Annotated in this window: 10 protein-coding genes; 2 read left to right on the forward strand and 8 right to left on the reverse strand. The window is 74.0% G+C overall.

The window, feature by feature from the left end; translation table 11 throughout:
* Positions 1-13: 13 nt before the first annotated feature.
* Positions 14-838 (reverse strand): crotonase/enoyl-CoA hydratase family protein, encoded by an 825-nt coding sequence (locus POF43_RS03540; RefSeq protein ID WP_271324557.1) that lies wholly within the window; start codon positions 836-838, stop codon positions 14-16.
* 280 nt (positions 839-1118) lie between these two features.
* Between POF43_RS03540 and POF43_RS03545 the strand changes: the two genes are divergently transcribed.
* Complete coding sequence (locus tag POF43_RS03545) at positions 1119-3257, forward strand: RICIN domain-containing protein (protein ID WP_271324558.1); 2139 nt, start codon at positions 1119-1121, stop codon at positions 3255-3257.
* Between the two features lie 180 nt (positions 3258-3437).
* On the opposite strand, the gene POF43_RS03550 is transcribed toward POF43_RS03545, so the two are convergent.
* From POF43_RS03550 to POF43_RS03560, 3 genes are all read right to left on the reverse strand, one after another.
* Positions 3438-3728 carry a DUF6295 family protein gene (locus tag POF43_RS03550; RefSeq protein WP_271315885.1) on the reverse strand — a complete coding sequence of 97 codons (291 nt, stop codon included), beginning with the start codon at positions 3726-3728 and terminating at the stop codon, positions 3438-3440.
* Positions 3729-3749: 21 nt separating this feature from the next.
* Complete coding sequence (locus POF43_RS03555) at positions 3750-4490, reverse strand: dienelactone hydrolase family protein (RefSeq protein ID WP_271324556.1); 741 nt, start codon at positions 4488-4490, stop codon at positions 3750-3752.
* Positions 4491-4624: 134 nt separating this feature from the next.
* Positions 4625-5641 (reverse strand): M48 family metalloprotease, encoded by a 1017-nt coding sequence (locus POF43_RS03560; RefSeq protein ID WP_271324555.1) that lies wholly within the window; start codon positions 5639-5641, stop codon positions 4625-4627.
* A 735-nt stretch (positions 5642-6376) separates the two neighbouring features.
* Between POF43_RS03560 and POF43_RS03565 the strand changes: the two genes are divergently transcribed.
* The gene (locus POF43_RS03565; protein ID WP_271315882.1) at positions 6377-6997 is read left to right on the forward strand and encodes a TetR/AcrR family transcriptional regulator; all 621 of its coding nucleotides are present in this window, start codon (positions 6377-6379) and stop codon (positions 6995-6997) included.
* 54 nt (positions 6998-7051) lie between these two features.
* Here the strand turns inward: POF43_RS03565 and POF43_RS03570 are convergent, their stop codons facing one another.
* From POF43_RS03570 to POF43_RS03585, 4 genes are all read right to left on the reverse strand, one after another.
* Positions 7052-8458 carry an LCP family protein gene (locus POF43_RS03570; protein WP_282704394.1) on the reverse strand — a complete coding sequence of 469 codons (1407 nt, stop codon included), beginning with the start codon at positions 8456-8458 and terminating at the stop codon, positions 7052-7054.
* Positions 8459-8698: 240 nt separating this feature from the next.
* On the reverse strand, positions 8699-10462 hold the full coding sequence (locus POF43_RS03575) for a carbohydrate binding domain-containing protein (protein WP_271316954.1): 1764 nt from the start codon (positions 10460-10462) through the stop codon (positions 8699-8701).
* Positions 10463-10598: 136 nt separating this feature from the next.
* Positions 10599-11249, reverse strand: a complete 651-nt coding sequence (locus POF43_RS03580; protein ID WP_271316955.1) for a response regulator — start codon at positions 11247-11249, stop codon at positions 10599-10601.
* Positions 11242-12537 carry a sensor histidine kinase gene (locus POF43_RS03585; protein ID WP_282704395.1) on the reverse strand — a complete coding sequence of 432 codons (1296 nt, stop codon included), beginning with the start codon at positions 12535-12537 and terminating at the stop codon, positions 11242-11244. The genes POF43_RS03580 and POF43_RS03585 overlap by 8 nt, the downstream gene beginning before the upstream one ends.
* Positions 12538-12550 lie beyond the last annotated feature (13 nt).

The following is a 12550-nucleotide window of genomic DNA, read 5'->3' on the forward strand; positions in this document are numbered from 1 at the left end:
GCGGCGGCGGACGTTACCGCCCGTCGTCCCCGGCGGACTGCGTCTGCGGGTGCTCCCCTTCGTCCCGGTGCTCCCCCGCCGGAGCGAATCGGCCGTGCCGGCCCTCGCCCGCGGTGAAGCGGGCGGCGCCTTCGGACGCGGTGGCCAGCACCCGTTGCCCGTGGGCGAGTTCGTCGGCCAGTGCGGTCTCCAGGGGCAGGCCGTGCTGGGCGTGCAGGGAGGCGAGGTCGGAGCGCAGGCAGGGCTGGGGGAAGGCGGCGAGCTCGGCGGCGAGGGCCTCGGCGGCGGCGCGGGCGGTGCCGGGCGCCACGACGCGGTCGGCGAGTCCGATGGCGTGGGCCTCGGCGGCGCCGACCGGGCGGCCGGTGAGGATGAGGTCGGCCGCACGTCCCTCGCCGATCAGCCGGGGCAGCCGCACCGTGCCGCCGTCGATCAGCGGCACGCCCCAGCGGCGGCAGAAGACGCCGAACACCGCGTCCTCCTCGACGACGCGCAGGTCGCACCACAGGGCCAGTTCGAGGCCGCCGGCCACCGCGTGCCCGCTGACCGCGGCGATCACCGGCTTCGTCAGCCGCATCCGCGTGGGGCCCATCGGCCCGTCGCCGCCGGGCGCGACGCGGTTGCCGCGTTCGGTGCCGATGGCCTTGAGGTCGGCACCGGCGCAGAAGGTGCCGCCGGCGCCCCACAGCACCGCGGCGGCGGCGTCCGGGTCGGCGTCGAAGGCGCGGAAGGCGTCGGCGAGGGCGGCGGCCGTCGGCCCGTCGACGGCGTTGCGGCACTGCGGGCGGGAGAGCACGACGGTGGTGACCGGACCGCGGCGCTCGACGTGGACGCTCATGAACCGGAACCTAACAGGCGTCTCGCGGCCCTGCGGGGCGGGCGCCGGACCCGGTTCCGGAGTTGGTCCGGACTATTGACGGCCCCTCATCACGCTTGTTAAATCACGCCATAAAATAAGGCGTGATGAAATGCCACGCCACTCAGGAGCCCCGCCGTAGCGGCGGGTTGAGGGAGGCGCTGTGGTTCCCGTTCTCTCCGGTCGTCGCGAAGCGCGCAGACCCGCGAAGACCACCGCGGCCGCCGCCGCGCTGTCGCTGGTCGGCGCGTTCTGCCTGGCGATGGCGACCGCGCCCGCCGCGCACGCGGCGAGCCTGCCGACCGGCTTCACCACGGTGGTCAACGTCGGCAGCGGCAAGTGCGTGGACGCCCGCGCGGCCGGCACCGCGGACGGCACCGCGGTGCAGCAGTACGACTGCAACGGCAGCGGCGCGCAGCAGTGGGAGCTCCAGCCCACGTCCGGCGGCTACTACCAGGTCGACAACTTCAGCAACACCGCGGAGGCGTGGGACGTCACCGACGTCTCCACCGCCGACGGCGCGCTGATCCAGACGTGGACCTACGGCGGCGGGCAGAACCAGCAGTGGCTGCCGGTCGCGGAGTCCGGCGGCTCGTACCACTTCGTCAACCGCGACAGCGGCAAGTGCCTGGACGTGCCGAGCGCCTCGACCGCGGACAGCGTGCAGTTGCAGCAGTACGACTGCAACGGCACCGCCTCGCAGTCGTTCACCCTCGGCGCCGGCTCCAACCCCCCGCCGCCGCCCGGCACCCCGGACTTCGGGCCGAACGTGACGGTCTTCGACCCGTCGGAGTCCGCCTCGACCATCCAGAGCCGGATCAACTCGGTCTACTCCCAGCAGGAGACCAACCAGTTCGGCCAGCAGCGCTACGCGATGCTGTTCAAGCCGGGCACCTACAACGTGGACGTGCCGGTCGGCTACTACACCGAGGTCGCCGGGCTCGGGCTGTCACCGGACGACGTGACCATCAACGGCGGCGTGCACGTGGACGCCAAGTGGGACGACGGCAACGCCACCCAGAACTTCTGGCGCGACGCGGAGAACATGTCGGTCAACCCCACCTCCGGCACCGACATGTGGGCGGTCTCGCAGGCCGACCCGTACCGCCGGATGGACCTGCACGGCAACCTCCAGTTGTGGGACAACACCGAGAACTCCAGCACCGAGTGGGCCTCGGGCGGCTTCATCGGCGACTCGCGGATCTCCGGCCAGATCAACTCCGGCAGCCAGCAGCAGTTCCTGACCCGCAACACCACCATGCAGGGCGGCTGGACCGGCTCCAACTGGAACATGGTCTTCGTCGGCGACACCAACGCGCCGTCCAACAACTTCCCCAGCCCGCCCGACACCTCGGTCGCCCAGACCCCGACGTCGCGCGAGAAGCCGTTCCTGTACGTGGACGGCTCCGGGAACTACCAGGTCTTCGTACCGGCGCCGCGCACCAACTCGCAGGGGGCCAGCTGGACCGGCGGCAGTGCGGCGGGCACCTCGCTGCCCATCTCCGACTTCTTCATCGCCCAGCCGTCCAACACCGCCGCCGACCTCAACGCGGCGCTGGCGGCCGGCAAGAACCTGCTGTTCACCCCGGGCGTCTACCACCTGACCCAGACGCTGAACGTCACCCGCCCCGACACCGTCGTGCTGGGCCTGGGCCTGGCCACGCTGGAGGCGGACAACGGCGTCACCGCCATCTCCACCGCCGACGTCGACGGCATCGACCTGGCCGGCCTGCTCATCGACGCCGGCACCACCAACTCCGCCACCCTGGTGCAGATCGGCCCGGCCGGCTCCTCCGCCGGCCACGCCTCCGACCCCACGACGCTGTCGGACTTCTTCGTGCGGATCGGCGGCGCCGCGGTCGGCAAGGCCACCCAGTCGGTGGTGGTCAACAGCGCCAACGTCATCGGCGACGACCTGTGGCTGTGGCGGGCCGACCACGGCACCGGTGTCGGCTGGACGAGCAACACCGCGGCCAACGGCCTGGTGGTCAACGGTGCCAACGTCACGATGTACGGCCTGGCCGTCGAGCACTACCAGCAGTACCAGACGACCTGGAACGGCAACGGCGGGCGGACGTACTTCTACCAGTCCGAGATGCCCTACGACCCGCCGAGCCAGTCCGCCTGGCGCAGCGGTTCCAACGGCTACGCCTCGTACAAGGTGGGCGCCTCGGTCACCAGCCACGAGGCGTGGGGGCTCGGCGTCTACTGCTTCTTCAACGTCGACCCGTCGATGGTGGCGGACCGCGCCATCGAGGTGCCGGCCGTCTCGGGGGTGAAGTTCCACGACATGATGACCTTCTCCCTCGGCGGTGACGGCAGCATCACCCACATCATCAACAGCAGCGGCGGCGCGGCCACCGGCTCGTCCGGCGCGCAGAACCTGACCAGCGGTCCCTGACCGGTCCGCCCGACCGTCCGGCACGACGATCCCGGCCACCGCGAAGGTGGCCGGGATCTTTTTTGTTTGGCCCGGGAGGGTCCGGGCACACGCGATGTCAGGTGTGCGGCCCCCTCCCCCGCCACCATCGCGCGGGCCCAGCCGTTCCCCCCACTATCGACTGGGCCCGCACAAACGTCTTCAGGCCGCCGCTGAGGCCGCGGCAGCCGCGGAGGCCAGGCCCGCCGGGGCCGCGGCGAGCGCCTGCTGGATGGCGGCGACCAGGGCCTCGGCGGCCTCCTGGGTCATCTCCAGCGCCACCCGCGCGGCCGGGCCGCGGTCGGGGTTGATGAAGTCGATGTTGACGGTGTGCTCCTGCGGGTGGTGCACCGGGTGGTCGACATAGACGGTGGCCTGCGTCAGGTGCGTCCAGCCCTGCGGGGTCTTGCCGCTGGCGTCGATCTCGATCTTCTCGGTGAGGTACGTGCACATGTCGGATCTCCGGTAAGGGCGTCAGGCGGAGAGGTGGCGGCCGAAGAAACCGGCGATCTTCTCGTAACCGTCGGTGGCCGCCTCGGGGCGGTAGTTGGGGCGGCCGGTGTCGAAGAAGGCGTGGCCGGCCCCGTCGTAGGTGTGGAACTCGTGGTCCTTGCCCAGCCGTTCCAGCTCGGCGGCGAGCTTGGCGGTCTCCTGCGGGCCGGGGAAGTTGTCGTCGGCGCCGAACAGGCCCAGCAGCGGCGCGGACAGCTGGGGGGCCAGGCCCAGCAGCGGCTTCATGTTGGTGCGCTCGGCCGGCGGGTCGTTGACCACGAACGCGCCGTAGCAGTCCACCGCGGCGTCCAGGTCCAGCGAGCAGGCGGCCAGGAAGCTCTGCCGGCCGCCGGAGCAGTGGCCGATGACACCGATCCTGCCGTTGGCGCCGTCCAGCGCCTTGAGGTGATCCATGGCGCCCTTGACGTCCGCGACGACCTGGTCGTCGGCGACACCACCGGTGGCGCGGACCGCGGCGGCCGCGTCGTCCGGCGCGGCACCGGGCGCCTGACGGTGGTACAGGTTGGGGCACAGCGCCGCGTAACCGTCGGCGGCGAACCGGCGGACGACCTCCTTGGTCCAGGCGTCGTAGCCGGGCATGTGGTGGATCACCACGATGCCGCCGCGCGGGCCGCCGTCCACCGGGTGGGCCAGGTAGGCCTCGATCTCGGTGCCGTCGCCGCTGGTGATGGTGACCGTGCCGGCCGTCATCGTGTCGCTCATCCGCCGCTCCCCTTCGATCGCCGCATCGCACCGTGCGCGCGATACGTGTTGGCCCTACACGTACCACAGCGACCTGGCCGTTCGAGCACCATGCCCGCCGCCGGCGACCGTGCCGGGGCGGTCGGCGACCGGGGTCAGATGCGGCCGAGCAGGGCGCCGAGGCCGGGGGCGAGGACCACCAGGACCGGCACCGAGATGATCAGCAGTCCGGCGGCGGTCAGGTGCAGCCGCTGGACCGGGCGCAGCCGGGGCGGGCCGGTGAGCAACCGGTCGACGCGGGCGGCGATCCGCTCGGCCGGCGGCGGTGGCGGGGTGCCGGGCGTCCAGGGCAGCGGGACGCCCCGGCGGGCCGCGCCGGCGCCGACCCGGGCCTCGTTGAGGTCGAGCAGCGCGAGGGCGGTGGCCAGGTTGCCGTGCCGGTGGGCGGCGGCGTCGTCGGCGGCCAGCTCCACCAGGCGCGCGGAGTTGTCGGCGTAGGCGGTGAACAGCGCGGCGGCCGGGAAGGCGGTGGCGAGCGCGCCGGCCGACTGGACCAGCAGGTGGTGGCGGGCCCGGGCGTGGGCGCGTTCGATGGCCAGCACCGCGTCGAGCTGTTCGGCGCTCAGCCGCCGCATCGCACCGGTGGAGACGACCAGTTGCAGCGGGCGGGTGGGCAGCGGCAGCGACCAGGCCTGCGGCCGGGGGTTCTCCATCACCAGCAGGTGTTCGGCGCGGCGGCCGAGCAGCGCGGCCCGCTCCCGGGTCTCGCCGGGCAGCGCGGGCGCGGCCTGCCGGATCTCGTCGTAACGGCGCCGCCGGCTGATGCGGGCCAGGTGCGCCTCACGGAACAGGTGCAGCACCAGGTGGACGGTGCCGGTGAACAGCACTGCGGCGAAGACACCGCGCCAGTCGCCGCCGGTGGCCAGCCCGTACGCCTGCTGCACCCGGCGGGGCGCGTCGTAGAACAGTTCGTCGCGCAGCGGCGGGCACAGGGCGGCGGCGGTGACCAGCAGGGACAGGCCGAAGCACAGCAGGACGGCGGCGACCACGCACTGCCACACCCACAGGGCGACCACGGGTTCGCGGTCCTGCCAGCGGGCGCGGCACAGCAGCCGGGGCGCCAGCACGGCGAAGGCCATGCCGACGATCGGGAGCGCGAAGGCCGTACCCACGTCTACCTCCTCCGCCCAGTTCGCGTGCGGCTGTTGTGTACTTCCGCAGCATGCCCGGCCAACCGGCCGGCGCGCCATGCGGGCGCACCGACTCGTTCAGATTATGGCGCCGCCGGACCGCCCGGATACGCCGTGCGGAACGCCCGCGCGGCGGGTGAGCTGCGCGGAGAGGCCACTTTCCGCCGGTGAAGTCCCCGAAGGCGCGCAGGACCGCCCGGCGGGGCTTTCCCCGGCGGTTCGCGCCTGCCGGGTCCCCGTCTGCGGCGGGCGGTGGCCGGGAGCGCGGACGGTAGGGGTGTCGCCGACGGTGCCGGTGTCGTGCGCGGCGAGCGCGAACACCGGTGCCGTGGCGAGCGTGCGGCCGGTGTCGTGGCCGTGGCGAGCGCGGACGCCGGTGTCGTGGCCGCGGCGAGCGCGAACACCGGTGCCGTGGCCGCGGCGAGCGCGAACACCGGTGCCGTGGCCGGCGCCGGCGCCGGTGCTGTGGCGAGCGCCCGGTGTCGTGGCGAGCGCCGGCGCCCGGTGCCGTGGCGAGCGTGTCAGCATCGGTGCCGTAGCCGTGGCGAGCGCCGGCGCCGGTGTCGTGGCCACCGCCCGGCGCCGTGGCGGGCCAGAAAAATCCGCGGCGCCGGAGGGACCGCGCCGGGGCGCCCGACACCCCTTCGTCATGAAGTCGTCAGCCTCTCCATGTTGGAACGCAACCGTTCCGTTGCTACGTCGCGCTAGGCTCCTCGCATGGACCGCACCTCAGCCCCGCGAACCCGCCGCGCGCCCGCGGGAGCAGCCGTCCTCCGGGACGACGTGACCGCGGCCATCCGCGGCGCCGTCTTCGCCGAACTGGCCGCCGTCGGCTACGCGCGGATGTCCATCGAGGGCATCGCCCGCCGGGCCGGGGTGGGCAAGGCCGCGGTCTACCGGCGCTGGCGCTCGAAACTGCCGCTGGTCCTCGACGTGGTCTCCGCGGTCGCCTCCGCGGGCCTGCCGACACCGGACACCGGTTCGCTGTACGGGGACGTGCGGATGCTGCTGGAGATCACCTCGCGGGCGCTGCGGCACCCGATGGCCTCGCAGATCGTGCCGGACCTGCTGGCCGAGGCGGCCCGCAGCCCGGAGATCGCCGACGCGCTGCGGGAGGCGCTGCGCGAGTCGCAGGACGGCATCGCCCGCGCGGTGGTCGCCTCCGCCATCGGGCGCGGCGAACTGACCGAGGGCACCGACGTCGCCATCGCGGTGGACCTGCTGGCCGGGCCGGTCTACTGGCGGCTGGCGGTCTTCCGCTCCCCCATCGGCCGCGCCGAACTCGACCGGCTGGCCGCCGCCACCGTGGCGGCCCTGGGCGCCGCCCACGACGCCTGACGCCGACCGGGCCGGCGGTCGCGCCGCCGGGGCCGGGGTGGGGCCGGGGTGGGCTCAGCGGGCCGACAGCGGGATGTGGCGGGTGGCGGCGAAGGCCCGCGCCGGGGTCATGGGCACGCCCGCGACCTCGACGGTGGGGTACCGGCTGACCTGGGCGCAGGCGCCGCGCTGTCCGGCGGTGCGCTGGTGGGCGTCGAAGTCGGAGGCGTCGCCGCCGCCGGGGATCGCGCTGCCCGCGCCGGTGACCGCGCCGGCCGTGCTGTCGTCGGCGCCGCCGGTGACCGGCCGCACGGACCACGGGTGCCGCAACTCGCGCCACGCGATCCGGGCCCGCAGCGCGCTGAGGGCGTCCGGTGAGGCGGCCGCCCGGTCCAGGGCGCGGCCGGTGGCGGACCGGCCGCCGCCCGGCGCGGTCAGCGACCGGTCGTCGATGATCGCCTTGAACAGCGCCCGCGCGGCCGGCGCGACCAGGACCCGGTCGGGATCGGCGGGGTCCGGCCGGTTCTGCATGGTGGTGAACGTGACCCGTGAGGCCGGCACCTTGTTGACCGCCCTGGCCAGCTTCAGCAGCTGCGGCACGCCCGCCAGGCCGTTGTCGACGGTCAGGGCCCGGGTGGCGGCGTCGGCCAGGCCGTAGAGCGCGCCGGGGTCGCCGAGGGTGCCGGCGTTCTTCAGCCGCCGCAGCAGCGCCGCCAGGTACAGGTGCTGGGCGTAGGTGCGGCCCAGGTCGCTGCCGTCGCCGAAGGCGTGCCGCGAGCGCAGGAACTCCAGCGCCGACAGCCCCTTCAAGGTGTGCCTGCCGCGGGCCAGCCGCAGGTGGGAGTAGGGGTCGTAGACGTCGGAGTCCACGCAGACCGGGACGCCGCCGACCGCGTCGGACATCCGCACGACCCCGGTGAAGCCGATCATCATGAAGTGGTCGATGGGGATGCCGGTGAGCGCGTGCACGGCGGCGACCGTGCAGCCGGGTCCGTAGCCGAGGCTGGCGTTGATCTGACCGCGGTACGCGCGGTGGGCGGCGCCGCCGTGCGGGTCGCGGCAGGCGGGCAGGTCGGCGACGGTGTCGCGCGGCACGCTCATCACGGTGGCGTTGCTGCGGTCCGCCGACAGGTGCAGCACCATCTCGACGTCGGCGTTGCGGCCCGGTCCGCAGTCGCCGCCGATGACGCAGTCCGCCCGGTCGGCGCGCGAGTCCGAGCCGATGACCAGCACGTTGACCGGGGTGCGGCCGAGGGCGTCGCTCCGCTCCCGGCCGGCGTCGCCGCTGGCCCCGCCGAACAGCGGCAGGCCGCGGATGTTGCCGTCGAGGTGCTCGTAGAGCCAGGCGCCGGCGCCGGCGGTGACCAGCACCAGCGCCGCGGTCAGCGCGGCGGCGGCCCGCAGCGGGCGGCGCCGGCCCCGCGGCCGCACCGGGCGCGGCGCCCAGCCGGGGTACGCGCGCCGCCGGCCGCCCGCACTCACGCCGGCACCGGGTGCGGCGGGCGGGGGGTCGGTGGGCGCATCGCGTTCGCTGCTTTCCGGGGGTGGGGCGGCGGTCGGCGGCGCGGGGGCCGCGGAGCTTCGAATATGCCGGTATCCGGTGCGGTGTGCCGCTCTGGGCTGGGCCGTACGGGGGACGGGCCCGCCGGGAGCGGTCGGCTCCCGGCGGGCCCGTCGGGTGGTGCGGTACAGCGTTCTCGTGGTGCGGCGGTGTGCGGCGGGTCAGCTCACCGCGAGGTCGTCGGCGTGCACGTCGCCCTGGGCGTACCAGCCGTGGACGTAGACGGTGACCGCGCCGGTGGAGCCGGTGGTGAAGGGCACCGACAGCTTCGTCCAGCCGGTGGCGGAGGTCCAGGAGCTGGCGGTGGCGCCGCCGCTGACGCCGAGGTAGGCGTAGGAGCCCTCGACCCAGCCGCTGAGGGTGTACGAGGTGTTGGCCTTCAAGGTCAGCGCCTGGTCGCACTCACCGGTCTGCGAGGAGGTCGGCACCACCTGGAGGGCGTGGCTGCCGGTGTGCGCCGGGGAGGAGACGACCGCGCCGCCGCTCTGGCAGGTCCACGGGCTCAGGGTGCCGGTCTCGAAGCCGCCGTTGACCAGCGAGCCGGAGCCGCCGGTGCCGCCGGAACCGGTGACGGTCAGGGTGTAGGTGGCGGTGTGGCTGCCGGAGGCGGCGGTGCCGGTGACGGTGACCGGGTAGCTGCCGGCGGCGACCGTGGAACCGACCTTGGCGGTGAGGGTGGAACTGGCGCCGGCCGTCACACTGGCCGGGCTCAGCGCGAGCGTCACGCCGGACGGCGCGCCGGACGCCTTGAGGCTCACCGACTGGGCGGACCCGGCGGTGACGTGGGTGGCGACGGTGGTGGTGGCGGTGCCGCCGGGCGCGGCGGAGCCGGCCGCCGGGGTGGCCGACAGGGAGAAGTCGTTGGACGCCGGGGCGCCGGAGGAGCTGGTGAACGGCTCGAAGTCCTGGCTGAACTGCCAGGTGGACTGGGCGATCGAGGAGCAGGAGTCGCTGGCGGCGGAGCCGGGGCAGCCGCCGTTGTCGCGCTGGAGGGCCCACATCGACAGCGAGGCCAGGCCCTTGGCGGCGGCCCAGCTCTCCACGGTGGGTCCGTCGGCGGTGGTGAACGTCTCGGCGGGGCCGAAGTCGTCGACGCCGGGCATCTCGGTGACGCCGATGGTCGACCACAGCTGCGCGGCGCTCTTCGACGGGTAGAGGGTGGCCAGCTGGTTGTACAGGCCGGTCGCGGCGTTCTCGGTGTCGGTCGCCATCTCGTGGGTGGCGCCGTCGTAGTAGTCGAACGTCATGATGTTGACGACGTCGATCCGCGCGTCGTTGGCGACCGCGTTCTGCAGCACCGCGAGACCGCTGGCGGCCAGGCCGCCGGTGGTGGTCGGCAGGGTGTAGGAGAACTGGACGGTGCGGCCGTTGGCGGCGGCCCAGTCCTCGACCTGCTTGATCGCCTTGTTGCGGCGGTCGATGCCGGCGGTGTCGGTGAGGGAGTTGTCCTCGGTGTCGAGGTCGATGCGGGTGATGTTGTAGGTCGTGACGGCCTTTTCGTACGCGGCCGCGATGGAGGAGACGTCGGTACAGCTGTCGGCGATGTCGGTGCCGGCGTGGTCGGCTGCGTAGCCGCCGAAGGAGGGGATGACGTCGCCGCCGGCCGCCTGGATGGCGGAGATGTCGGAGCCGAAGGCGGACGAGGCGAACGGGGTGCTGGTGTCGCCGTTCCAGTACGGGGTGCACGAGCCCGCGGCGTCGGTCTGGGCGAAGGCCATCGTCAGGTACTTCGCGCCGGAGGCGGCGGCCGCGGCGGCCGGGCCCTGGGCGGTGTTGTACGCCTCGAAGTAGGGGGCGTAGACGTGGGCGGGCAGCGGGGTCGGCGCGGCGTGGGCGGCGCCGCCGCCGGTCACGACCAGGCCGAGCGCGGCGGTGGCGGTCGCCAGGCCGGCCACGGCCGCGCGGAGGGGTCTTTGACGTCTCATGAAAGCTCCCGGCAGATGACGGAACGCGAGAGGAAGCGGGACGCCAGTCATAATTGGACTAGACCAACGGCATGTCAAGGGTTGTGGCTCCACCGGCGGTTGAAAGCCGGACATCCGACCGCCCGGCGGCTGGCGCTCAGCCGCGGTCGCGGCGGCTGAGCAGGCCGCGCTCGTACCCGGCGGCCACCGCGGCGGCCCGGTCGTTGACCCCCAACTTGGCGTAGATGTGCAGCAGATGGGTCTTCACGGTCGCCTCGCTGATGAACAGCCGACGGGCCGCCTCCTTGTTGGTGCTGCCCGCCGCGACCAGCGAGAGCACCTCGACCTCGCGGGGGCTGAGCGGTTCGCGCTCCGGGGTGCGCACCTGGCCCAGCAGCCGGGTGGCCACCGCCGGGGACAGCACCGACTCGCCGCGCGCCGCCGACCGTACCGCGCGGAACAACTCGTCGCGGGCGGTGTCCTTCAGCAGGTAGCCGATGGCCCCCGCCTTCACCGCCGGCAGCACGTCGCTGTCGGTGTCGTAGGTGGTCAGCACCAGCACCCGGCACGGCAGGCCGCGTTCCGCCATCGCCCGGATCGCCGCGACGCCGTCCATCCGCGGCATCCGCAGGTCGGTCAGCACCACGTCGGGCAGCAGCCGGGCGGCGAGCTCGACGGCCTCGGCGCCGTCGCCGGCCTCACCGACCACCTCGAAGTCCGCGGCGCCGGCGAACATCCCGCGCAGCCCGTCGCGCACCACCGGGTGGTCGTCGACCACGATGAGCCGGATCACCGGGCCGTCAGCCACGCGCCGCCTCCCGCGCGACGGCCGGCACGGTGGCCGACAGCGCGGTGCCGCCGCCCGGCTCGGACTCGATCTCCAGCGTGCCCGCCAGCCGCCGCACCCGCTGGCGCATCGCGGTCAGCCCGAACCCGCCGTTCTCCCCGGCCGGCCGGCCAGCGGCGTCCGGCAGCGCCGACGGATCGAATCCGGCGCCGTCGTCGCGTACGTCCAGTGTCACCACGTCCTCCATGTACGACAGGGTCAGCCCGACCCGGGTGGCCGCGGCGTGCTTGGCGGCGTTGTTCAACGCCTCCTGGGCCGCGCGCAGCAGGGTGACCTCGACTTCGGGGTGCAACGGCACGGCGGTACCGGTGACCGTCAACTGCGCCGGAAGGTTGTGCAGTTCGCGCCAGGAGTCGACGACCTCACCGATGGCGGCCGGCAGTTCGGCGTGCTCCAGCGGCTCCGGACGCAGGGCCCGCACCGCGCGGCGGGCGTCGGTGAGCGACTCGCGGGCCAGCCGGGCGGCGTTGTCGAGATGGCGGCGGTGGGCCAGGTCCGTACCCCCGTGCTCACGGACCTGGTCCGCCGCCTGGAGCTGGGTGACGATGCCCGCCAGCCCCTGCGCGACGGTGTCGTGGATCTCCCTTGCCATCCGCTGGCGTTCGTCGGTCACCCCGGCCTCCCGGGCCTGGCCGATGAGCTGGGCGTGCAGGCCGGCGTTCTCCGCCAGCATGGCCGCCAGCCGCTCGTTGGCCTGCGACAGCGCGGCGTTGGCCTGCTTGCGCTGGGCGCTGAGCCGTTCGGTGACCTCCCCCAGCGTGATGACCACGCCGACCACCACCAGGTTGAAGCAGAGCGCGACGCCGTAGACCCCCAGCAGCCCCGGCGTGACCGGCAGCGTGCCACCGATCTGGGACAGCGCGGTCGGCAGCGTGGTCACCGCGATGCCCGCCATCCGGCGCCGGCCCTTGAGGTACCGGATGGCGTGCACGTAGCCGCTGAACGCGAAGAACCCGAACACCGGTGTCGACAGCACCAGTTGGCAGATCAGCGCGATCTGGACCGCGAAGTGCGCGCCGGCCGCCCACGGGCGTCCCCGGTCCAGCGCGCGGTGGTCCATCACCGACCGCAGCACCAGCCACCCCAGCGCGCCGGCCGACAGCAGCAGCGTGGAGCGCAGCGAACGGGCGGTGGCGATCGGCACGGTGCAGGCGAGGACGGCCGAGACCCCCAGCGCGAAGTACGGCAGGTACCCCAGCAGCGTCTCCAACCGCCGCTCGGACCGGTCCAGTTGCCGTTCACCGCTCACGGAGGCCATCCCC

Source organism: Streptantibioticus silvisoli (genome assembly GCF_027947535.2).
GTDB lineage: Bacteria > Actinomycetota > Actinomycetes > Streptomycetales > Streptomycetaceae > Streptantibioticus_C > Streptantibioticus_C silvisoli.

Bases quoted from the DNA above. Each gene is read 5' to 3' on its own strand.
- POF43_RS03540 (WP_271324557.1), bottom strand. From the start codon at position 838: ATGAGCGTCCACGTCGAGCGCCGCGGTCCGGTCACCACCGTCGTGCTC.
- POF43_RS03550 (WP_271315885.1), bottom strand. From the start codon at position 3,728: ATGTGCACGTACCTCACCGAGAAGATCGAGATCGACGCCAGCGGCAAG.
- POF43_RS03545 (WP_271324558.1), top strand. From the start codon at position 1,119: ATGGCGACCGCGCCCGCCGCGCACGCGGCGAGCCTGCCGACCGGCTTC.
- POF43_RS03575 (WP_271316954.1), bottom strand. From the start codon at position 10,462: ATGAGACGTCAAAGACCCCTCCGCGCGGCCGTGGCCGGCCTGGCGACC.
- POF43_RS03565 (WP_271315882.1), top strand. From the start codon at position 6,377: ATGGACCGCACCTCAGCCCCGCGAACCCGCCGCGCGCCCGCGGGAGCA.
- POF43_RS03555 (WP_271324556.1), bottom strand. From the start codon at position 4,490: ATGAGCGACACGATGACGGCCGGCACGGTCACCATCACCAGCGGCGAC.